This is a genomic window from Nitrososphaerales archaeon, assembly GCA_025058425.1.
GTDB lineage: Archaea > Thermoproteota > Nitrososphaeria > Nitrososphaerales > JANXEG01 > JANXEG01.
In genome coordinates this window covers 12,603-33,850 of record JANXEG010000004.1, presented here as the reverse complement: position 1 = coordinate 33,850, position 21,248 = coordinate 12,603, and the positions used below count along the sequence as shown (strand labels likewise).

Sequence of the window (21,248 nt, the reverse complement as noted above, 5' to 3'; positions counted from 1 at the left end):
GATTAACCAATATTAACTAATCCTTTTCTATTAATAAAAGCTCCTCAATCTTTAAATTACCATGGTCCAGATACCAGTTCTTTACAGCCTTCGATACTACCAACCTCTTTTTGTAAAGGGGCGCATCGAGTACGAATGTATCGAGATCTCCTCCCTCTCCAACAGGGTTGAAATGGTACTTTTCAGACAATCGTAAAAGCCTCTTTACACTTTCATCATCAAGATGAACACCTAACCACTCCTCTCCTAAACCATACGCAGCTACAGCCACTATCATCACATCCATCTTTAAGTTAAGAATTTTATACATTATATCATGAGCATCTAAACCCCAGAGTGGAGTAAAATGTCTGATACCGATTTTGTTACATATATCATCGAAGTGCCTTTTTTGGTACATAGATGAAACGCTACCACTAACAACGATATCTGTATCAATCCTCTTTAATGTAGACTCTAAAGCCTTCTCCTCCTCACCCTTCTTGGCATAGGTGTAGAACCATTGAGTACCGATACTCTCTGCAATCTTTCCCACAAAGTTTAAATTATAGGTATGGTAGAGCATGCTCTCTGGATCTTCAGGTATAATAGTTACGATACCATCCAACTTCCAACCTCTTTCATGTGCGAGGTGGAGTGCTAAGATAGAATCCTTACCACCAGAAGAAAGGGCGAGCATTCTCAACTTTTCTCCCTTGATCATAAGCAGACTGCCTCATCTGCACTCATAATCTACTTCATTGCGTGTAGCTCAGACGGCTCTTCCGATACATCATCGAGGCATTATAAGATTCTTTCAAAGTTATATTTTAATTTATCCTCTTCAAGGATCAAGATCATCGATGTAAGGGAGAGTAATGGAGAGGAATAAATCCTACAAAATTTTGAGAAATTGTTGACACTTTGACACTTTAGTATGGAGGTTTGGTGTCAGAATTTTCAAAAAGAAAATTTTTGCTGCGATATGTCACCTTCTAAAAAGGTTTAATATTTCGGAATTTCGAGATTCGATCATCGATCATATTAGCCTTTGATTCTCATGATCTTAGTCCTTCCAAGAACTCTCCAATATTCTACTTCTACACCTTGTGTTAAGTTCTTCTTCAACTCCTCTTCTTTAGGCATATCGGTTTCGAAGACTTCGAATGTCTCTAAATCCATAAGCTGCACACTATTCTGCATGAGAGCGATCACTTGACCACTTCTCTTCTCGATTATCGGGACTTCCACCTGAGACTCGGCAGGTGATACATAGCTCTTCTTCGAATCACTAAATAGACCTATTCCAACGACTCTTACTTTGGCTGAACCATGCTTACCCGGCTTACTCTTTTCAAACTCTACAATCCTGCACGGTTCGCCATCTAAAACGATGTATGAACCTACTCTAAGACTCCCCAATTCGACGGGTTTGCTCATACCAACTCCTCCACACCATTATATAAAAATGAGGGGGTAAAAATAGGCTTCTATAATTTAACTTTTTATTGATAATTAACAATTAATGTTAGGTAGAGAGAAGATTAAATTGAATAGATCGAAGAGGGTTTTGATTTTAGATTCTACAGCATTCTATGCAGGGATACCTTTTACGAGTACATCTACTTATTATACAACATCATCGGTCATTCAAGAAGTAAAACACACAAGGACTTCTAAGACAGCGATTGAAAGTCTGATCGAGGCTGGCCGTTTGATCGTGAAGGATCCTTCTGCAGAGAGTATAGAGAGGGTAAAAGATTTAGCTAATATAAGTGGTGATATTGGGAAACTTTCTCAAACAGATTTAGAAGTCATCGCGTTAGCCTATGAGCTAAAAGGCAAGGACTTTGATGCCATAATAGTCTCTGACGATTATTCTATAGAGAACCTGGCAAGGATCCTCCATATCGATTCGATACCGATCATCACTAAAGGGATTTCGAATGTCGTTAAATGGTTGGTCTATTGTAGCGGTTGTGGAAAAGTTTTTGAAGATAAGAAAGCGGTGATTTGTGATGTATGTGGAACGAAGTTGAGGAGGAGGTTCGGTAAGAGTGAGTGTATAGAGAGATGATATTCGAGAATAATCATACTATTTCAACATTCCATCGAGCGATCAGCAAATCTATGATGAACTCCTAACCTACCCTGATCGATGGATCTTTGATCTTATTATATATGGATAAATTGAGTAGGAATGGTGTTATAGATTCAAGTAGACTGGAGGTCGATAGAGGGCCAGCGTAGAGAGGTTTTAGGTTAGGGATCTGTTTTATCAGATCTGATACTACCTGTACCGCATCTTTGTCATCCCCAGCTAGAGGTACATCATAATCTAACGTTAACTCTAGCTGGGCCAATTTGCGGGCGGGGATCGAGTGAAAAGCCGATACTACACGATCCGTCTCTAAGATCGATGAGATCGCTTCACCTGCCGAGAGGGGTCGAGGAGGTTCGCCAATAAGGTATGGAGTATATATGAAGTACTTATCGACCCTTCGCATCGGTACGACTGGAGAGATTAAGATCTTCTGTCGATCGATAAAAGGTTTCACCGTAGGTAAAAACTCTAACAGATATTCTTGTGGTATTGTGAAGACTACAACATCCGAAGCCTTCGCCGCTTTAGTATTTTCGGTACCTTGAATAGAGCCCTTTAACTCAGCACCAAAGTGCTTCTCCGCGATCGCTCTATATTCATCAGCCAAGGATCTTCCTTTTTCTTCGCTCCTCGAGCCTACGATCACTTCATGAAATTTAGCCCAACGTGTTACCAAACCCCTACCTAGATCACCAGTCCCACCCAAAACCGCTATCTTCATGACCATTAACCTATCTTTGTTACAAACCAGTAAATTTTAAAGGTTTATCGAAAATAAGATCATTATCGTTATATTATTGGTAGCTCGGTTTAAGGGCGCGAAGTTTAATTCTATGTTATTTACCATCTAGTGATGTTGGAATCTGGTGTTTATAACAAAGAAGAGGTAAACATACCATTAATTATGACGAAGCTGATCTCTGAGAATCTTCCAGAAGATGTAGGCGCTGTAATGGTATTTATCGGTGTGGCCAAGGCTGTAGGAAAGAATGATAAACGGGTATCAAGATTAGAGATAGAGTCTTATGAGGAGCATGCAAATGTAGTTATAAGGAAAATTTGTGAGGAAGTTAGAGATAAGTATAACGTAAGCTTTGTGAAGATCTATCATCTTATAGGCAGTTTCAACGTAGGCGAGCCCCTTGTCTACGTTATTGTAGCATCACGTAGCAGGAAGGAGGCTATGCAAGCGTTAAAAGAAGCGATAGAAAGGTACAAAAGAGAAGCTACTTTATGGAAGAAGGAGATATATGTGGATGGGACCTTTAGCTGGGTAACATGAATATTTTTATAAGTTAAAATATAAAATAAAAATTTGGTTAAAGCTACGCTATTCTTTAGGAATATTTGTTTTTATTGTGAAGTTTTAAGCAGCTCCGCAGTCTTTTGTGATGCACTTATAAGTCGATTAATATCATCTTCTGTGTGCGCCGAGCTTATCAATCCTAGATGTTTGGGTAAGAAGAATATGCCGTGATTCATCAGTTCAAAGTGATAATCGAATAGCCTATTGGGATCGGTCTTCTCAGCCAGATCCTCCGCACTCTTTAATTCACATTTACCAGGGCTCTTTAAGAAGTGTGTCATGAACATCGAGCCGAGGCCGGTTGTGCACGTCGGTATGCCCTCATCGTTGAATACTCGATCAACATCTCTCCTCACTTTATCCCCTAGCCTATTCACATAGGTGTAGATTTCTGGATGCTCATTCAAGATCTTCAATGTTACGTAACCTGCGACCATCGTCATAGGGTTGCCGCAGAATGTACCACCCTGTTGTGCAACTTCATAGGGCGGTCGACCCTTACTTGGATCGCATACTTCCATTATCTCCTTCTTACCAGCGATCGCGCCAGCTGGACAGCCACCACCGATGATCTTCCCATACGTTAATAGGTCTGGTATGATACCATAAACTTCTGTAGCGCCTCCCTTCGCCAATCTGAACCCGGTCACAACCTCATCGAAGATCAGTACGATCCCCAGTTTATCACATACTTCTCTGAGTGACTTGAGGAATTCGCGATCGGCCGGTAAAGCCCCTCCCGCCATCGTTACCGGCTCCACAATTACACAGGCCAGATCATCAGCATTTTCTTTAATTGTACGCAAGGTCCCTTCAATATCATTAAAGCGGCATGTAATGGTAAACATCGCCGTTTCTCTCAAAGAGCCATCGGTCGATGGTTTATCGAATGGTGCTCTAACAGCTACGTTCAGAATATCGTGCCCGCCATGCCAATGGCCGATGAACTTCACTATCTTTCGCTTCTTCGTATATGCCCTTGCAAATCTAACGGCGTACATCGTTGCTTCAGTTCCCGTATTTGCAAATCGAATCCTCTCGACCCAAGGTGCCATCTTTTTGACCAATTCACCCAGTTCTATCTGGATTTTAGATGGCATTCCATAGTGTGTCGATTTTGCACACTGCTCTTTAAGTGCTTCCACTACAGCATCCGGTGCATGTCCAAGGAATAGTGAGCCATGCCCCATCCAAAAATCGATATATTCATTCCCATCCACATCCCACATACGGCTCCCTTTGGCCCTCTCGAAGAATAACGGATAAGGAGGATAGTATCGAATGTTGTGATGTACACCACCAGGGGAGATCTCAACCGCCCTTTCGAAGAGCATTTTAGATGTCGGTGTCCGCTTTTGATACTTCTCCACAGATTGTGGTATCATAAATATTCACCCATCATCACGATTGATTATGAGTTAAACGAACGGGTTAAAAAGGTTTTGGTAAACTTTAATTGAAAAGTGTCATTTGGATGGATTTAGCGTAATTAAATATTAATCGTTATTCTATACTTACTTATACTTAAGGCAAGCATCATCGTTATAATGCATTACAGATTGTGAGAGGTGTTTTAAGGTTCATTTTAATCCTCTCCAATTTAACTTCATAGTCAATGGATGAGAAGCTTTTACTTCATCGAGCCTCTTGATCGATGTGTTGATGGGCGCGTCGATGATCCTTTGAGGATCCTCTTCCGCCTGATGGGCTATCGTATTTAAAGCCTTTGCGTATTCATCCAGGTTTTCCATCGGTTCTGTCTCGGTAGGTTCGATCATCAACGCTTCATCTACTATCAATGGGAAGTATATCGTAGGCGCATGGAGAGATAGATCGAGAAGGGATTTAGCGATATCCATAGCACGTACACCACTCTTCATTTGAATAGGTTTGGCACTGACGACGAATTCATGCTTTCTCGGAATACCCTTACTATAGGGTAGAAGATACATTGAAGAATTTAGATTACTTAAGAGATAGTTTGATGCGAGGACCGATTGGTTCGAAATCTCTTTTAATTTGTCTGAACCGACCATTAAGATGTAAGTATAAGCTTTTATCAACACACTAATATTACCATAGAAACCCTTTATCCTCCCAATGGTCTTTGGAATATTGTAATTCAAAAAGTACTTTTCACCATCGTAATCGACCAATGGTACTGGGAGAAAGTCCACCAATTCTTTACTAACACCCAAAGGTCCTGAACCGGGGCCGCCACCACCATGTGGTGTGGCGAAGGTTTTGTGAAGGTTCATATGCACGATATCGAAGCCCATATCCCCCGGCCGAACTCTACCGAGTAAAGCGTTCATATTCGCACCATCGTAATACATCAACCCTCCAGCTTCATGTATAATCTTTGAGATCTCTTCAACCCTACGTTCGAATAGACCGAGTGTATTTGGAACGGTCAGCATCATGCCCGCAGTACGTTGTGAAATCGCGGCCTTTAGAGCTTCTATATCCACCAACCCCTCCTCATCCGTCGGTATCTTCACAACCTTAAATCCAGCCATTACAGCACTGGCGGGGTTCGTTCCATGCGCAGACTCTGGTATAAGCATTTCATTTCTAACTTTTAACTCACCTTTATCCTTGATGTAGGCCCTTATAATCAAACAACCAACAAACTCTCCATGGGCACCGGCAGCTGGAGCTAAAGTTACCTTCGCGGTACCAGTTATCTCTGCCAACATCTTTGAGAGATTGTACATGATCTCTAGAATGCCTTGGACCGTCTCTACAGGTTGGTAGGGATGGAGCCTAGTTAGGTGTGGATCTGAAGCGATACGCTCCGCGATCTTCGGATTGTATTTCATCGTGCAACTACCCAACGGATACATTCCTAAATCTACACAATAATTCATCTGCGATAGACGGACAAAGTGCCTTACCACTTGAGGCTCCGATAGTGAGGGTAGGGGTATATCCTTCCTAAGGAGCCTCTCTGGTATAAGTTTCACTACACTCTCTAAATCCCCATCGACCTTTGGTAAAGAATAGCCACACCTACCTTCCTTTCCCAATTCTATGAGTAGTGGTTCATCCCATGTCGCTTGCTTAAACCCCATCTAACTCACCACCTTACCCACAGCATCGACAAGGCGTTGAATATCCTCTTTGGTATGGATCTCTGTTACTGAAAAGAGTGCTACGTTTGAGAGCTCCTCATAATAACGACTTAATGGAAGTCCGCCGAGGATTCTATATTCAACCAACCTTTTATGTAGCTCCTCTGCACTCACCCCATCCTTAGTAATGCCTAATGTGAAGTCTTTGAAGAATGTCGATGTAAAGTAGGGGCTCTTAATCCCACGAATTTCTGAGAGGAGTTTCGATGCGTAGTGAGAATTATACATAATGAGTTTAGAAAGCTCTCTCAACCCTTCCGATCCTAAGAGCGATAGATATACAGCCGCTGCGATGGCACAGAGGGCTTCATTGGTACAGATGTTGGATGTAGCATTCTCTCTTCTAATGTGCTGCTCTCTAGTCTGAAGAACCATGCAGTAACCTCTCCTTGTACCATCCTTCGATGTAGTCATACCGATGATCCTCCCCGGCATCTGTCTGATCAGATTCTGGTCACCTTTACACGCGAATATGCCAAGTAAAGGTCCGCCGTAGTTCATATGTAATCCAAGAGGTTGTCCTTCTCCCACAACGATATCGGCACCATACTCACCAGGCGGTTTTAACAGACCGAGAGATAGAGGATCGACACCCACAATGAATAATCCTCCTTTTGAGTGAATGGCATCTGCAATCTCGAAAACTTTGCTCTCTATAACACCAAAGAAGTTCGGATTCTCTAAATAGATCGCTGCTACATCATCGTTTATAGCTGCCAATAATTGAGAAAGATCGGTTTCGCCCGTCTCTAAATCGAAGCCCACAACATCTACATCTATACCCGCAGGCTCACAAAGATTCTTCATCACCTCGAACCGCTCGGGGCCGATATTCCTCGATGTGACGATCCTACTCCTCTTCTTGAATCTAACGGCCATTCTACACGCCTCTCCAACGGCTGTAGCCCAATCGTACATCGAGCTATTTGCCACATCCATAGCCGTTAGATCACAGATGAGGCTCTGATATTCGAATAAAGCCTGCAATACACCTTGACTGATCTCCGGTTGGTAAGGTGTGTAGGAAGTGTAGAATTCTGATCGGGAGACGATCTCATCGACCACCGCGGGTACATAATGTGGCCATACACCACCACCTAGGAAGCATAGATACTCGGGATAGACCTTATTCTTGGCCAAAGTTTCTTCGATATGCTTCTTAACCTCTAACTCACTCTTGCCTTCAGGTAAATTCAAACGCTTCTTCAAAACCAAAGATTCAGGAATATCTCTGAATAGATCATCGATCGAATCGATTTTGAGTCGGTTGAGCATCTGTTGAGTAATTCTTTTATCAAGGTTCGGCAGATAGGGATGTCTATCTTCCAACAATCATTACACCATTATTACAACAGATTGGTAAGGATGTTAAATAAAACTGTATTGATTTAATATGAAAGAATCTTCTCTATCTGTGTTATGGGTTCGATGAAGATTTGAACTTTCGATGAATGAAGAATTTACGATGTAAATAAATAGTAAATGAGTTGGTTACATTAACTCGCATCAGATTTATTGAATTATCGCCACCATAATCGCTGCCTCTGTCCAAAGCCTGTTTTCAGCCTGATCGTAAACGACGGACCACCTTCCATCGATCACTTCCTCTGTCATCTCATTACCTCTGTATGCAGGTAAGCAATGCATAAAGATCGCATCATGCTTCGCATTCTCCATAACTTCTCTCGTGACGGTAAAGGGCTTGAAATCTACCTTTCGCTTATCCTTTTCCTGCTCCGGCTTTCCCATGCTCCACCAAGTATTCGCATAGACTATATCTGCATCCTTAACGGCCTCCTTAATATCATGAGATATTTCGAGTTTGGTCCCATTCTTTGATGCCGCATCCTTACCAAACTTCCAGATTTCGGGATTGGGGTTGTAGCCCATGGGAATTGCTAAAGTAAGATCGATACCGAATAAAGGACAAGTAGCGATTAATGAATGGCATACATTCCATACATCCCCGGTATAAACCATTTTAAGCCCAGCGGTCTCTCCTTTCTTCTCTCTTATAGTAAGTAAATCGGCCAAAGCCTGGCAAGGGTGCTCCTCATCCGTCAAGGCGTTGATGACGGGGTTGCGCATGTATCTTGCATACTCCTCAACTTCACTCTGTTCGAACGTTCTTATGACGAGTGCATCGTAATACCTATCGAGTACAAGGGCTGTGTCACGTACCGGTTCACCCCGCGCGAGTTGAAGCTCATCTGGCCTCATATATACAGAGAATGCACCCAACCGGCTCGCTGCCACTTGAAAAGAGTTTCTTGTTCGTGTAGACGGTTTCTTGAATAGTAGTGCGATGTTGCGACCGTACAGCATTTCATTTAGAGTACGCCTCGCACCCCCATAAAACATCCTTTTGAGGTCTGCGGATAGATCTAACAAGTATTCTAATTCTTCTTTAGTGTAATCACGCGTAGTTATAAAATCCCTACCTTTCATGTTAAATGGAGGCATACCGATAAGTAGTAAAGACGTGTATAAAAAAATTTACGAGAGTTGCAAATAGTAAAGGAGAGTAAATCACTCTATTTTGATCAATCTTTTACTAGATTAAGCTTCTACTCAACCTTCCTCAATTTCAACACAAACGTCTGTATAAGATAAAGATTAAATATTGTAAACTCATAATAATGATTATGCAAACTGAAAAGATCGATAGACGTAGATATTTAAAGTATATCGCTTCATTCGTTATCGGTGCAGTCCTCGCGGGTGGTAGTGTAGCTGCATATTACGCATCTACTGGTCCTGCAAAAGAAGTCATAACGAGGACTGTTACAACTACCGTAACGGGCCCAGCAACTACCGTTACACGAACGGTAACAGTAACAGCAACACCTCCACCTACTCCTACACCAACACCTTCACCAACACCTACACCAACGCCTACTCCACCACCTACTCCACCCTCACCTACACCATTACCCGATAAGATAGTCGTCGGATTCACAGATCCTCTCTCGGGGGCTTTGGCCTACGATGGTAGAGAGTTCTTCCTCGGACATAGAATAGCAGAGAAGTGGATAAATGAGATATACGGTGGAGTACAACTTAGAGGGAAGAGGTTAAAGATCGAGCTCAAATACTACGATGATGAGACGAAGAAGGAGCTTGTCGTAAGTCTATATGAAAGGTTAATAACAGTAGATAAGGTGCATGTGTTGATGGCACCGTACGGTTCGACACTTACATTCGCTGCTGCACCGATCATCGAGAGATACAAAGTAATAGCGTTGGCAGGAGGGGCGGCTAGCGATATCATTTATACACAACACGGCTATAGATACCTGGTTCAGACCCTATGCCCAGCATCAAGGTACCATCACTCCGTTATGGAAATGGTCAAGAGTTTAGACCCCAATGCCAAGATTTCATTAATCTATAAGGATGATGAATTCTTAAGGCTGGTAGCGAGTGGTGTGAGAGAGAGGGCGAAAGCGCTAGGCCTTACGATCGTATCTGACAAATCCTTCCCACCCGGTGCTAAAGATCTGACCCCTCTACTTACCGAAGTCGCCCCCTTGAAGCCTGATGTAATAATCACTGGCCAACATACTGGCGAAGTAGAGTTTGTAGCTAAGCAGATAATGGACTTCGGAATAAATCCAAAGTTACTGGCGATGGTAGGGCCATTCACAGACGCCTTCTTAAAGGCCTTTGGAACGTACGCGGAAGGTTTGGTGTATCCATCCCAATGGGAGCCTGGGATGGGCTATAGCCCTGATGCGGCGAAGAAACTGGGTATCGAATGGTTCGGACCTACACAGGATCAAGTATTCAAAATCTTTAGTGAGCTCGCCCCGGGAAGGGAGATGAATTACTTACAGGCAATAGGTGCCCAACCCCTATTGGTCCTTGCGAGGGCCATTGAAAAAGCTCAAAGTTTAGATTCTGATGCTATTAGAAGGGTCCTTAACGATATGCATATAATGACACCGTTCGGAATCTTTAAGATAGATCCAGCAACAGGTCTCCAGATAGGGTTAAAGATGCCAGCGGTACAGATACAAGGAGGGAAGAGGGTCGTAGTTTGGCCTCCAGATGTCGCTACTGGTAAACCATACTATCCGATACCGACGTGGAGTGAGAAGAAATCTGGAAAATTAGCGATCCCTTGACAATAGCTTAAAATACAACAATTTTATTTTTGAGTTGTGTTGATCGAAGTAACATTATTTAATATAATCTCAGGCCTTATCTTAGGTTCAGTATACGGTCTATCTACGATGGGGCTCAATATAATCTTCGGAGTCCTTAAGATCATCAACGTAGCCCATGGACAGTTGATGATGCTGGGCGCGTATCTAGCATTTTGGTTCTTCGTAATCTTCGGCCTCATACCCTTTATAACGATTCCACCCAGCATAATCATCGGTATAGCGCTCGGATTCGTCATATTTTATACGACTATTCGTAGGCTCATCGAAGCACCGGAGATGCTGACCCTCGTGGCTACATTTGCCATAGGGATTCTGCTCGAAGAGGCTGCAAAGTTTGTGTGGGGCCCAGATTATAGGGCTTATAGCTGGCATGCGGGAGAGATGAGAATATTCGAGTTTCTTCTGCCCTTTACTAAAGTATATTCAGCTCTATTAAGCATCGTACTCGCTGTATTTCTTCATATCTTTCTTCAAAAGACCACGATCGGTACCGCACTTAGAGCGACGATTCAGAATCCAGAAGGGGCTTTGGTGTGTGGTGTTGATGTTGAGAAGATACGGGCTTTAGGATTTGCCATTGGCATCAGTGTAACGCTCATGGGCGGGGTATTATTAACACTCTTCATCCCCGTAGGGATAAATCCATACATGGGCCACGAATACACACTTAAAGCATTCGTGATAGCGGTTCTAGGAGGTTTAGGGTCTACGTGGGGGGCCTTCTTTGGAGGTGTAATATTCGGTATCGTTGAGAATTCATCGTACCAAATATTTAGCTACTTAGGCTTCCATAGCCCATTCTCCATGACATTCTTCCTCGCATTCTTCCTCCTTCTACTGATCCTTCTGGTCAGGCCTCGAGGTTTATTCGGGAGATGAGTTTTAAAATACCACCAGTCTACATACCGATGTTAGGGCTTTACTTTATACTGTTGATACTTAGGTTTACTTTGACTGGCTTCGAACAATTTATAACCCTTATATGGTTCTATATTACACTCGGCCAGGCTTTTAATATCTTTCTTGGTATGACGGGTTATGTAGACTTTGGTTACTCTGCATTCCTGGCCCTCGGTATGTACGGTATGGCCATTTCAGTGATAAGTTTGTCAAAATCAGCCTTAGCAGGCACATTGATTCTGGCCATAGGAGTTATACTTGGGATAGTTTTGGTCTCATTATTAGCGCTCACAATAGGTGGCATTGCTTTAAGATTGAGAGGGGCGTACTTTGCCATCGCGACGATAGGGGTCAACGAAGGTTTAAGATTCTTGATCGAAGGTGCGGGGATCTGGGGAGGGAGTGAAGGTCTGATAATGGCCAAACCTCTCCGCGACATCTTTGGAGAATCGTTGGTCACAGTCGTACAGATCGAGTTCGCCGATTACGCTCTATTCACCATATCCCTCGCAACAGCCTTTATAACTCATTACATAATCACGAGTAGGATGGGCTACGCACTTAAAGCGATAAAGGAGGATGAAGATGCTGCAAAGGTTTTAGGTGTGAACACAACAAAGTATAAAATATTGGCCTTTTTGATCAGTGCGATAATCGCGGGCCTGATCGGGTCTATGCTATCCTTAAAGATAGTCGCCATATTCCCACCTCAAGCATTCCTTGTAACTTATGTGGTCGAAGCGATAACGATAGTGGTGATAGGTGGTGCTGGAACATTGTTGGGCCCGATCTTCGGCGGTCTTATTTACGCATCGCTCAAGTATCTACTCATGACGACCTTTCCGGGACTACAATTGTTGATACTCGCCCCTCTACTCCTTTCCATAATCCTCTTCTTCCCAGAAGGGGCTGTATCATGGCTTAAGTATAAGGCGAGGGGGACAAGGTTTGAAGGCTACTTACTATGAGGTGATCCGATGGTCAAGTTTTTAGAGGTAAAGAATGTGGTCAAGAGGTTTGGAGGGCTTTACGCATTAAGAGGGGTATCTTTAGAGGTGGATAAAGGTGAGAGGGTTGCTATAATTGGACCGAATGGTAGTGGTAAATCTACACTCCTCAACGTCATAAATGGTGTCTATAAGCCTGAAGCCGGTAAGGTGATCTTCGAAGGAGAAGATTTAACAGATCTACCTCCCTACAAGAGGGCACAGAAGGGTATCGCAAGGGCCTTTCAAATACCCCGACCTTTTCACAACATCACGGTAAGAGAGAATGTTGCCATCGGCGCCCTCTTCGGATCTTTAATGAATAGAGTGAGTTTAAAAGAGGCCCTAGAGATTGCGGATGATGTGCTAAAGATCGTGGGCCTATATGATAAACGATCTCTACTCGCATCTAAACTTACTGTGCGAGAGAAAAAGACTCTTGAGGTGGCTAGAGCATTGGCGATGAAACCAAAACTTTTACTTCTCGATGAAATTGTAGCGGGGATGCCGCCCAATTCAGTCGATGAGTTTATGGATCTGGTATTGAAGGTGACTAAAGAAGAGAATATAGCCGTCGTAACTCTGGTCGAGCATGTAATGAGGGCCGTAGTAAGATTCGCTGAGAGAGTGATAGTATTGCATTTTGGTGAGAAGATTTTAGAGGGCCCGCCGAGCGAAGTTTTACGTGATGCTAAACTTATAGAGATATATCTGGGTAAGGCTATTGGTGATACCTATGAGAAAGGTACTCGAAGTTAGAGATTTACAATCGGGCTATGGTGAAATGCAGGTCCTCTGGGGGGTCAATATCGACGTCTTTGAGAAGAGTTTAGAGGTGATAATCGGACCGAATGGTGCAGGAAAGACCACACTCTTAAGGACGTTGATGGGGATCATAAAACCATGGGATGGTAAGATCTTTCTGGAAGGTAGAGATATTACAAATTTACGTTCTAACAAGAGAGTAGAGATGGGTATTACTCTAGTTCCTGAAGGTCGGGCTTTATTTCCAGAGATGACAGTGATTGAGAATTTGATGATGGGTGCTTATAGAAAAGAAGCGCGAGAGAATATGAAAGACTCGATCGAATTCGTCTTCAATCTATTCCCAATACTTAAGGAGCGCAGTAAGCAGATAGCCTCTACGTTGAGTGGTGGTGAGCAACAGATGTTGGCGATAGGTAGAGCGCTCATGAATAGACCCAAGATCCTACTTCTTGACGAGCCGAGCCAAGGTCTAGCACCGAAGATAGCTAGAGAAGTGATATCGACATTGAATAAGCTTAAGGATGAAGGGCTTTCGATACTCTTGGTCGAGCAGAATATTCATTTGGCCTTCGAATTTTCAGATTATTTGTACCTGCTCGAAATGGGTAAGATCGTTCAAGAAGGTAAAGGTAGAGAAGTCCTCTCGGACGGTATCATTAGAGCATATTTGGGCCTTTAGTTTATTTAGCAGATTAACATAAGTATTTAAAAAACGAGCCACCTTTTACTAATTAAATTGGCGATTAGGGATAAAATCATAAAGAGGATCGATGAGTATAAAGATAAGAGTATCGGTATTTTGCAACGATTGGTAAGGATTCCAAGTTTACAGGGTCAAGAGGGGGATGCTCAGGCCTTCGTTGCTGAAATGTTGAAGAGTATTGGGCTTTACGTCGATGTGTGGGAGCCTAACAGAATGGAGTTAGAGAAGCATCCTGCCTACATAGAGACACCATGGAGTTACAAAGGGAGGCCGAATGTAGTAGGGGTGTTAAAGGGTAGAGGGGGTGGTAAGAGTCTGATCCTTAATGGGCATATAGATGTAGTAAGCCCTGAGCCGCTTTCACTATGGAAGCACGATCCTTGGGGGGCGGAGATAGAGAATGGTATGCTATTCGGGAGAGGTAGCCTCGATATGAAGGGTGGCCTTGCGGCTATGATATCCGCTCTAAAATGTATCGTAGACCTTGAAATTAGATTGAAGGGTGACGTAATCATTGAAAGTGTTATAGAGGAGGAGTGTGGAGGTCCGGGCGGAACCTTATCATCGATCCTTCGAGGGTATAGGGCTGATGCAGCGATAATAACTGAGCCGACGGGGCTCGATTCGATATGGATCAATAGTGCGGGTGTACTTTGGTTCAGAGTAAGGGTAATAGGCAAGTCTGCACATGCGGGTTATGCACATTTGGGTGTAAATGCGATAGGGAAGGCTTTGAAGATTTACGAAGCTTTGATCGCCCTCGATGAATATCGTGCCAAAAAGATCCACAATCCTTTTGTCGAAAAGAGAAGTCCAGGCCGATCGGTCCATTTGAATGTCGGTACTATAAGAGGTGGAGATTGGCCATCTACGGTCGCCGGTTGGGCCGATCTAGAATGTAGAATTTCATTTCAATACCCAGAGAGAATCTCTGAGGTGAAACGCCAAGTGGAAGATCAGGTAAGAAGAGCTGCCGAATTGGATCCTTGGATGAGAGAGCATCCACCACTCGTCGAATGGTTCGGATATAGTGCTGAAGCAGCGACCACTTCTCCCGATGAACCGATATTTAAAACGGTGGCGAAGATCGCAAAGGAGATCGTTGGGAGAGAACCCGAAGCGGCCGGGACTACAGTCGCTAACGATCTGAGGCACTTTATACTTTATGGAAATATGCCCAATACCATTCTATATGGACCAGGTGGTTCAAGGCCACATGGAGTGGATGAATGTGTGTCGATAGATGACTATATACTTCTTACGAAAATCCTCGCATTAACCATTATAGAGTGGTGTGGCTACACAGAGAGTTGAGTGAAAGAGTGAAAGACGGTGTGTTTTGATCGGGCTGTTGCTGTAAATGTGATAAAAACAAATTCTGCTACTTTGCTACTTAAATGAGAACTTTTGGTCCTTTAAGAGCCTTTTGAAACGAGTCGCATCGTCCTTCGCATACAGATTGTTAAACATCACATAACATTCTAAACTCTCCATACTTTGAAGCACTTCTATTAAGCGTTCAAGATCATCATCGGTGTACCGGTAATCATAAAGCCTTTTACCTAAACCATGAAGTCGAAAGTATGCCACTTTACTCTCTAAGACCGATCTTCTTACCAATGGATCGACGATATGAATCCCATTTATCTCTTCTAACGCTCTCTTTAAAATGGAAGGCCTTTCGAACCAAGATTCCCCTCTCACCTCTATAGCCAAGACTTCGGGCTTTTCGACCGATTTAAAGAATCGAATCATGCGATTTACATTATCATCGGTGCATGTAAATGAAGAGGGAAGCTGGACTACACATACTCGAGACCTTAATACTTTACAGATTGCCATAGTCTCTTCCCAACAACGAAAGTTTTGAGGTGTAGGGTTTAAATGGCCGTATTTATCTACATCCTCGGTCGGTCTTTGGCTACCAGCCCTTCTCCATGTGGGGCTGGTTATAGGATGGGTTATACCTTGAAAAGCTTTGATAGAAAATTCGAAATCATCCCCAACCTCTTCTCTCCACCTTTGTGCAGTCTCGATTTGGGGTAGCTGATAAAAGGTTGATTGAAGTTCGATCACATTAAAATTTTGGGCATACTTCTTTAACGATAAGCCCGATAGACCACAACACCCTACAAGGACCTTCGTAACGGCCATTAGATGCATCACCATAAACCATAGAGTTTATTTTCTATTTTAAGTTAATATTAGATATGCCCAAGCATGAAAGAGGATTAAAGATAGCGCCACCTTACTTTATCGAGTTGGCAGGGTTGAAGGATTTGGGAAGGTTGGCGTGTGCCTTTGAGAAGGTCCCTCTACCGATCTTTTTTATGAATATAGAAGGTGAACAGATTTTAGCGACACAAGTAGATGTATTTATGAGTGCACCTATATTCTACTACACTCAAACGAATACTTTTAACCACTTCATCGGATATAAAAACTCGGAGGGCTTAGAAGAAGTGTTGCTTGTAGACTCTACAAACAATCCTACCTATATGTATGCGCCCATTATAATGGTAAAGGAAGTACCTTCGGTCTTTAAGGAGGGTTGGCGAAGAAAGAAGGGGAGGATCAGTAAATTCATCCCCATACAAGTCTCAGATCTCGTTAGCTTAGCAAAGGTATGTTCATACAAAGTGTTGTACGATGAACCACCCATACCTCTATTTCTATTTGGGAGTAAAAAGGGCTGGAACCTTGGTGCTTTCACACGTATAGATGAATACGATGAGTGTTCATTCTATTTTTATGTAAATCAAGAGAATAAGCCGATTGGTAACTTTCTTAAATATTCACCATTAAGGGCTTCAGATACCAGCTTTACCAACCACGTGGATGAGCATGGATATATCTATATTAAGATCATTCAACTCACAAATCCACATCCATTGGTGAAATTTAGATGAAGTATGAAGGTTTTCAAAGGAGGATCATCGATTCATCGAAGAAGCATTCGAGTAGATTGGTGATCGCTCTAGATATCGTATCTAACGATCGCTCGACGATCTTGAAAGGAGCATTGAACATATTGGATGAGGTCTCACCGTATATAGCAGCGATAAAATTGAATTATCACGTATTACTCCCATTAAGTCTATTTGAAGATGTGAAGATGATTGTGGATAGAGCACATAATGAAGGTCTTCAAGTGATCGCCGATCTCAAATTAAACGATATCGAATCTACAAACCTTGTCGCGACGAATTATCTATGGAGTGTAGGATTCGATGCAGCCATCGTAAACCCGTTTGTAGGTTATGAAGGGGGTTTGAAACAAGTCATCGATGAAGCGCATAGAAATGAACGTGGCATCATTCTCCTTGTATATATGAGCCATCCAGGTGCTCGAGAAGGTTATGGATTGACCGTGATAGACCCTATTCAATCTAAAAGATTGTACATCTATGAGTTATTCCTTGATCGGGCTTTAAATTGGGGTGTCGATGGTATTATCGTAGGTGCAACGGTCCCCAAATTGATAAATGAAGTAGCGATGAAGGTACAGAAGAAGCTCTTGATCTTCTGTCCGGGGGTTGGTGTACAAGGCGGGGATATTTATGAAACGGTAAAGGCGGGTGCAGATTTTATCATCGTAGGTAGATCGATTATAAATGCACCTAACCCTCGGAAGGTTGCTGAAGAAATGTGTCGAGCGACCTTTTCGCCCTGGAGTCTTTAAGAAATTCATCCGCTTCTTTCAATATTCTCTTCGTATTTTCAAATGTCGCCCTCTTTATCGCTTCATCATAACTGAGCCAAGAATAATCTAAATGTTCATGGGAGAGTTTCACATCTTTACGGTGGGCTTGAACGAGGTAAAATATGACGACTTTATGGACAAGTTTACCATCTCTTTTATAGTAATACTCGACCTTCCTCTTGAAGCCAGGGATAAATGATATATCATCTATTCCCGTCTCTTCATTGATCTCTCTTCTCACCGTCGATACATCACTTTCATCTTTTTCAATATTCCCTTTCGGAAAGTCCCAATGGCCGGCCGCATAATTTAATAAAAGGTATTCAAAACCTTTTTCACCATCGTAAAATACTACTGCACCCGCAGATCTTTCCTCAATCATGACATCACCTCGATCTATTCAATTAAATACTCCTTTGATATAAAATTCTTATCTGGAACCCAACATAATATTAAGAGATTGTCTCTAAAATCAATCAGCACCCCATAAAGTTTTAAGGATAGCGTTACCTAAAGCTTCATTACAAGCGGCTACATAAGAAATCCTTTCTTCACTCAACAAATCGATGGGCTCCGTCGATAGAAATTTGATAAAACCTCCCGCTCTCTTTACCAAAAAGAGCGAAGGGATACAATCGAAGGATCTTAAGGTGGGTTGAGGTTCTATAAATGCATCTACTCTACCCGTCGCTACATGGGCAGTTTCTAATGCGGCCGTTCCAAAGGCCCTCACATGCTTAACGTAATGGAAGAGCCTCTCAAAGTCACATCTATGGTATTTTATCCTTTCTCTAATCTTTAAATCCATAGATATGTACGCCTGTGCCAGATCGGTTACAGTCGAAGGTTGAACAGCCTTACCATTTAGTAAGACTGGCCCATCCCTGGTTCCAGTAATGATATCTCCATGATATAAGTCTATGACACCTGCAACGATTATATCATCGAACATTCTTCCTTCAGCAATCGCCAAAGCCGTGCTAGAAAATTGTACTCCACGTAGGGCATTGGTACTCCCATCCACAGGGTCTAATAGTATTATAGGCCGTCCATCTCCCTTTCCAATGATACCAGATTCTTCACTGATGATCAACGCATTCGGATACCTTTTCCTGAGGGTCTTTAAGATGGCTTCTTCTGTTGTAGAATCGATTTTGTAAGTTACATCACCGTAAGCACCTATACCCTTCTTCAAGACCCTATCTTCCCTATCCTTTATTGATTGAAAGGTCCTCTTCGCTACCTCTAGAGCTTCCACCAGTATAGCGAAATGGTCGTTCAATTTTACTCTTTATTCTTAACAATGATTCTTTAAATTTTTATATGAAAAAGTAAATATAAAGAGCAAAACTTTTTCGTAATTCAAGTGGTGTACTTTGGCAAAGGTAAGAGTCGCAATCGCAGGTGTTGGGAATTGTGCATCGGCCCTTTTACAAGGCGTTTATCTCTATAAAGATCGAAAGGTCGATGAAGTCAACGAAGTGATAGGTCTAACTCAATACAGTTTGGGTGGAATAAGTCCCGATGATATAGAGTTCGTTGCGGCATTTGATATTGATGAGAGAAAGGTGGGGAAGGATCTGTCACAGGCGATATTTGAAGAGCCCAACAATACTATAAAGGTTTGTGATGTACCGAATCTGGGCGTGAAGGTGATGAAGGGGCCTGTAATGGATGGTTTGGGCAAGTATCTAAAAGGTGTAATAAAGGTTTCTCCGAATGAGCCTGTAGATGTGGTTAAAGAGATTAAGGATTCTGGTGCAGAGGTCTTAATCAATTACCTTCCTGTAGGTAGCACAAGAGCTACGAATTTTTATGCGGAAGCATCTCTAAAGGCAGGTGCAGCGTTCATCAATGCAATACCGGTATTCATCGCTTCGAATAAAGATTGGCAGGCCAGATTTACGGAAGCAGGCCTACCCGTGGCCGGTGATGATGTAATGAGCCAACTCGGTGCTACAGTCCTTCACAAGACCTTGATAAAACTTTGTGTAGATAGAGGGGTGAAGGTAGATGAAACTTATCAATTGAACATCGGTGGTGATACCGATTTCTTGAATATGCTCGAAGAAGCACGTCTGATGGATAAAAGGGAGAGTAAGACTAGCGCAGTCCGTGCCATGTCACCCTACCCGATTCCAACACGTATAGGTCCGAGCGATTATGTGGAATTCCTAAATAATGAGAAGGTATGTTATATATGGATAAAGGGCAGGTATTTTGGAGGTGCGCCTCTCACAATAGAAGTGAAGTTGCACGTCATCGATGCATACAATAGTGCTGGAATCGTCATCGATGCTATAAGAGGGGTGAAGATAGCTTTAATGAGGGGTGTAGCAGGACCTCTGATCAGCGTTTCTGCCTACTGCTTTAAGCATCCGCCGATCCAGATGCCTTATGAGGAGGCGAAGAGAGCCTTTTTAGAATTTGTGGAAGGGAAAAGAGAAAGGTAGATCGATCGAAAAGTATCAGCGATAGCGATTAAGACGTCTATCGATGATATCTAAAACATCAGGCCCAGTCCCTATCAAACTCACTCTTACACCACATTCAGCCTCTATACTCTCTATGAAATTCTTCGCTTCTACAGACAATTTATCGTAATCCCTAATACCCCTACATTCAGGGTAGACTGCATCGATCTTCGTCAATGCGATCTGTGTCGCACTGTTAAGCATGATAGCCCTCTTTGCCAACTCCATGTTAAAGGGAGCAGCCCTTCTCACCCTGCCTGTAACTGTGCCCACTTCCTTCCAACCTCTCCGTTCGATCTCTTCCATACTAAGTTCATTATCTAGAGGGCCAGCTCCAACCCTCGTCACATAAGATTTGAAGACCACGATCACCTCATCTACCCTCTTAGGCCCCAGACCCACATCCGAGCATATGCCAGATGCACAGACATCCTTTGATGTAACGTATGGATAAGTTCCATGGATGAGTGAGAGAAATGTTCCTTGAGTCCCTTCAACGATCACCAATCCACCTTTATCCAAGATTCTATTGAGTTCGAGGGCGACATCGCCCAAGTATGGTTGTAAAATCTCAATATCTTTTGCCAACTTACCTATACGCATCACACGATCTGCATTCGCAGGTCCTGTACCTGTACCAGTCGTCGATATCTTCTCCTTTAAATGGCCCCCCTTATCACGCATTATATGCTCAGGTTCTATAATTCCACACTGCCTATCCACGACCAATCGAGAGCCTGCACGAAAAGTTTCGATTTCATTCATCAAGACCGATGGGTCGATGAAGACCCCTGGACCGATCATCAACTTTACCTTTTCATTCACGACCGCGCTGGGAAGTAATCGGAGCCTATAGGTTGAGCCTTGGTAGACCACGGTATGTCCAGCGTTGGGCCCTACGCCACCCCTTACCGCAGCTTCGGGATTATCCTTCAAAGCCAAGTATGATACGATCTTTCCTTTACCCTCGTCGCCAAACATCCCTCCTACAATGACTATCGATGGCATACTACCACAACCTT

Annotated in this window: 22 protein-coding genes; 11 read left to right on the top strand and 11 right to left on the bottom strand. The window is 42.9% G+C overall.

The features are described from left to right. Window positions 1-16 precede the first annotated feature (16 nt). Together NZ896_00915 and NZ896_00910 are read right to left on the bottom strand one after the other, a co-directional pair. Window positions 17-703 (bottom strand): diphthine--ammonia ligase, encoded by a 687-nt coding sequence (locus tag NZ896_00915; GenBank protein ID MCS7116016.1) that lies wholly within the window; start codon window positions 701-703, stop codon window positions 17-19. Window positions 704-1,023: 320 nt separating this feature from the next. Further along, on the bottom strand, window positions 1,024-1,419 hold the full coding sequence (locus NZ896_00910; protein ID MCS7116015.1) for a translation initiation factor IF-5A: 396 nt from the start codon (window positions 1,417-1,419) through the stop codon (window positions 1,024-1,026). 85 nt (window positions 1,420-1,504) lie between these two features. Between NZ896_00910 and NZ896_00905 the strand changes: the two genes are divergently transcribed. After that, on the top strand, window positions 1,505-2,056 hold the full coding sequence (locus NZ896_00905; protein MCS7116014.1) for a hypothetical protein: 552 nt from the start codon (window positions 1,505-1,507) through the stop codon (window positions 2,054-2,056). A 64-nt stretch (window positions 2,057-2,120) separates the two neighbouring features. Here NZ896_00905 and npdG read toward each other — a convergent pair whose 3' ends face one another. Next, on the bottom strand, window positions 2,121-2,804 hold the full coding sequence (gene npdG / locus NZ896_00900; protein ID MCS7116013.1) for an NADPH-dependent F420 reductase: 684 nt from the start codon (window positions 2,802-2,804) through the stop codon (window positions 2,121-2,123). 183 nt (window positions 2,805-2,987) lie between these two features. On the opposite strand from npdG, the gene NZ896_00895 reads away from it, so the two are divergent. Then, on the top strand, window positions 2,988-3,365 hold the full coding sequence (locus tag NZ896_00895; GenBank protein MCS7116012.1) for a molybdenum cofactor biosynthesis protein MoaE: 378 nt from the start codon (window positions 2,988-2,990) through the stop codon (window positions 3,363-3,365). A gap of 71 nt (window positions 3,366-3,436) precedes the next feature. On the opposite strand, the gene NZ896_00890 is transcribed toward NZ896_00895, so the two are convergent. From NZ896_00890 to argF, 4 genes are all read right to left on the bottom strand, one after another. Further along, entirely contained in the window at window positions 3,437-4,774 is a 1,338-nt protein-coding gene (locus tag NZ896_00890) for an aspartate aminotransferase family protein (protein MCS7116011.1), read from the bottom strand. Window positions 4,775-4,969: 195 nt separating this feature from the next. Beyond that, entirely contained in the window at window positions 4,970-6,463 is a 1,494-nt protein-coding gene (gcvPB, locus tag NZ896_00885) for an aminomethyl-transferring glycine dehydrogenase subunit GcvPB (GenBank protein MCS7116010.1), read from the bottom strand. Further along, window positions 6,464-7,855: an aminomethyl-transferring glycine dehydrogenase subunit GcvPA gene (gene gcvPA / locus NZ896_00880; protein MCS7116009.1), complete on the bottom strand. Its 1,392-nt coding sequence runs from the start codon at window positions 7,853-7,855 to the stop codon at window positions 6,464-6,466. 180 nt (window positions 7,856-8,035) lie between these two features. After that, a complete protein-coding gene (gene argF, locus NZ896_00875; GenBank protein ID MCS7116008.1) occupies window positions 8,036-8,986 on the bottom strand; it encodes an ornithine carbamoyltransferase in 951 nt (316 codons plus the stop codon). 182 nt (window positions 8,987-9,168) lie between these two features. Between argF and NZ896_00870 the strand changes: the two genes are divergently transcribed. From NZ896_00870 to NZ896_00845, 6 genes are read left to right on the top strand one after another with little or no spacing between them, the layout of a single operon-like run. Next, window positions 9,169-10,650, top strand: a complete 1,482-nt coding sequence (locus tag NZ896_00870) for an amino acid ABC transporter substrate-binding protein (protein ID MCS7116007.1) — start codon at window positions 9,169-9,171, stop codon at window positions 10,648-10,650. A 39-nt stretch (window positions 10,651-10,689) separates the two neighbouring features. Continuing rightward, complete coding sequence (locus NZ896_00865) at window positions 10,690-11,571, top strand: branched-chain amino acid ABC transporter permease (GenBank protein ID MCS7116006.1); 882 nt, start codon at window positions 10,690-10,692, stop codon at window positions 11,569-11,571. Continuing rightward, on the top strand, window positions 11,568-12,560 hold the full coding sequence (locus NZ896_00860) for a branched-chain amino acid ABC transporter permease (GenBank protein MCS7116005.1): 993 nt from the start codon (window positions 11,568-11,570) through the stop codon (window positions 12,558-12,560). Before NZ896_00865 ends, NZ896_00860 begins: the two co-directional genes overlap by 4 nt. Window positions 12,561-12,569: 9 nt before the next feature. After that, window positions 12,570-13,337, top strand: a complete 768-nt coding sequence (locus tag NZ896_00855) for an ABC transporter ATP-binding protein (GenBank protein MCS7116004.1) — start codon at window positions 12,570-12,572, stop codon at window positions 13,335-13,337. Then, window positions 13,315-14,025, top strand: a complete 711-nt coding sequence (locus tag NZ896_00850; protein MCS7116003.1) for an ABC transporter ATP-binding protein — start codon at window positions 13,315-13,317, stop codon at window positions 14,023-14,025. The genes NZ896_00855 and NZ896_00850 overlap by 23 nt, the downstream gene beginning before the upstream one ends. Before the next feature lie 57 nt (window positions 14,026-14,082). After that, a complete protein-coding gene (locus NZ896_00845; GenBank protein ID MCS7116002.1) occupies window positions 14,083-15,363 on the top strand; it encodes an ArgE/DapE family deacylase in 1,281 nt (426 codons plus the stop codon). A gap of 75 nt (window positions 15,364-15,438) precedes the next feature. Here the strand turns inward: NZ896_00845 and NZ896_00840 are convergent, their stop codons facing one another. Continuing rightward, window positions 15,439-16,212, bottom strand: a complete 774-nt coding sequence (locus tag NZ896_00840; GenBank protein MCS7116001.1) for a DUF72 domain-containing protein — start codon at window positions 16,210-16,212, stop codon at window positions 15,439-15,441. Between the two features lie 47 nt (window positions 16,213-16,259). Between NZ896_00840 and NZ896_00835 the strand changes: the two genes are divergently transcribed. Next, window positions 16,260-16,958: a hypothetical protein gene (locus NZ896_00835; GenBank protein ID MCS7116000.1), complete on the top strand. Its 699-nt coding sequence runs from the start codon at window positions 16,260-16,262 to the stop codon at window positions 16,956-16,958. Further along, the gene (gene pyrF, locus NZ896_00830; protein ID MCS7115999.1) at window positions 16,955-17,731 is read left to right on the top strand and encodes an orotidine-5'-phosphate decarboxylase; all 777 of its coding nucleotides are present in this window, start codon (window positions 16,955-16,957) and stop codon (window positions 17,729-17,731) included. The genes NZ896_00835 and pyrF overlap by 4 nt, the downstream gene beginning before the upstream one ends. Here the strand turns inward: pyrF and NZ896_00825 are convergent. Next, entirely contained in the window at window positions 17,670-18,134 is a 465-nt protein-coding gene (locus NZ896_00825; GenBank protein ID MCS7115998.1) for an NUDIX domain-containing protein, read from the bottom strand. The two genes, pyrF and NZ896_00825, sit on opposite strands and share 62 nt — an antisense overlap. A 90-nt stretch (window positions 18,135-18,224) precedes the next feature. Further along, window positions 18,225-19,034, bottom strand: a complete 810-nt coding sequence (locus tag NZ896_00820) for an inositol monophosphatase (protein MCS7115997.1) — start codon at window positions 19,032-19,034, stop codon at window positions 18,225-18,227. Between the two features lie 94 nt (window positions 19,035-19,128). On the opposite strand from NZ896_00820, the gene NZ896_00815 reads away from it, so the two are divergent. Next, on the top strand, window positions 19,129-20,205 hold the full coding sequence (locus NZ896_00815; protein MCS7115996.1) for an inositol-3-phosphate synthase: 1,077 nt from the start codon (window positions 19,129-19,131) through the stop codon (window positions 20,203-20,205). A gap of 15 nt (window positions 20,206-20,220) precedes the next feature. On the opposite strand, the gene NZ896_00810 is transcribed toward NZ896_00815, so the two are convergent. Then, window positions 20,221-21,234 (bottom strand): adenylosuccinate synthetase, encoded by a 1,014-nt coding sequence (locus tag NZ896_00810; GenBank protein ID MCS7115995.1) that lies wholly within the window; start codon window positions 21,232-21,234, stop codon window positions 20,221-20,223. Between the last annotated feature and the right edge of the window lie 14 nt (window positions 21,235-21,248).

Excerpts from the sequence above, each read along its gene's own strand:
- NZ896_00915 (MCS7116016.1), bottom strand. The coding sequence starts at position 703 with ATGATCAAGGGAGAAAAGTTGAGAATGCTCGCCCTTTCTTCTGGTGGT.
- NZ896_00910 (MCS7116015.1), bottom strand. The coding sequence starts at position 1,419 with ATGAGCAAACCCGTCGAATTGGGGAGTCTTAGAGTAGGTTCATACATC.
- NZ896_00905 (MCS7116014.1), top strand. The coding sequence starts at position 1,505 with ATGTTAGGTAGAGAGAAGATTAAATTGAATAGATCGAAGAGGGTTTTG.
- npdG (MCS7116013.1), bottom strand. The coding sequence starts at position 2,804 with ATGAAGATAGCGGTTTTGGGTGGGACTGGTGATCTAGGTAGGGGTTTG.
- NZ896_00895 (MCS7116012.1), top strand. The coding sequence starts at position 2,988 with ATGACGAAGCTGATCTCTGAGAATCTTCCAGAAGATGTAGGCGCTGTA.
- NZ896_00890 (MCS7116011.1), bottom strand. The coding sequence starts at position 4,774 with ATGATACCACAATCTGTGGAGAAGTATCAAAAGCGGACACCGACATCT.
- gcvPB (MCS7116010.1), bottom strand. The coding sequence starts at position 6,463 with ATGGGGTTTAAGCAAGCGACATGGGATGAACCACTACTCATAGAATTG.
- argF (MCS7116008.1), bottom strand. The coding sequence starts at position 8,986 with ATGCCTCCATTTAACATGAAAGGTAGGGATTTTATAACTACGCGTGAT.
- NZ896_00870 (MCS7116007.1), top strand. The coding sequence starts at position 9,169 with ATGCAAACTGAAAAGATCGATAGACGTAGATATTTAAAGTATATCGCT.
- NZ896_00860 (MCS7116005.1), top strand. The coding sequence starts at position 11,568 with ATGAGTTTTAAAATACCACCAGTCTACATACCGATGTTAGGGCTTTAC.
- NZ896_00855 (MCS7116004.1), top strand. The coding sequence starts at position 12,570 with ATGGTCAAGTTTTTAGAGGTAAAGAATGTGGTCAAGAGGTTTGGAGGG.
- NZ896_00850 (MCS7116003.1), top strand. The coding sequence starts at position 13,315 with ATGAGAAAGGTACTCGAAGTTAGAGATTTACAATCGGGCTATGGTGAA.
- NZ896_00840 (MCS7116001.1), bottom strand. The coding sequence starts at position 16,212 with ATGCATCTAATGGCCGTTACGAAGGTCCTTGTAGGGTGTTGTGGTCTA.
- NZ896_00835 (MCS7116000.1), top strand. The coding sequence starts at position 16,260 with ATGCCCAAGCATGAAAGAGGATTAAAGATAGCGCCACCTTACTTTATC.
- pyrF (MCS7115999.1), top strand. The coding sequence starts at position 16,955 with ATGAAGTATGAAGGTTTTCAAAGGAGGATCATCGATTCATCGAAGAAG.
- NZ896_00825 (MCS7115998.1), bottom strand. The coding sequence starts at position 18,134 with ATGATTGAGGAAAGATCTGCGGGTGCAGTAGTATTTTACGATGGTGAA.
- NZ896_00810 (MCS7115995.1), bottom strand. The coding sequence starts at position 21,234 with ATGCCATCGATAGTCATTGTAGGAGGGATGTTTGGCGACGAGGGTAAA.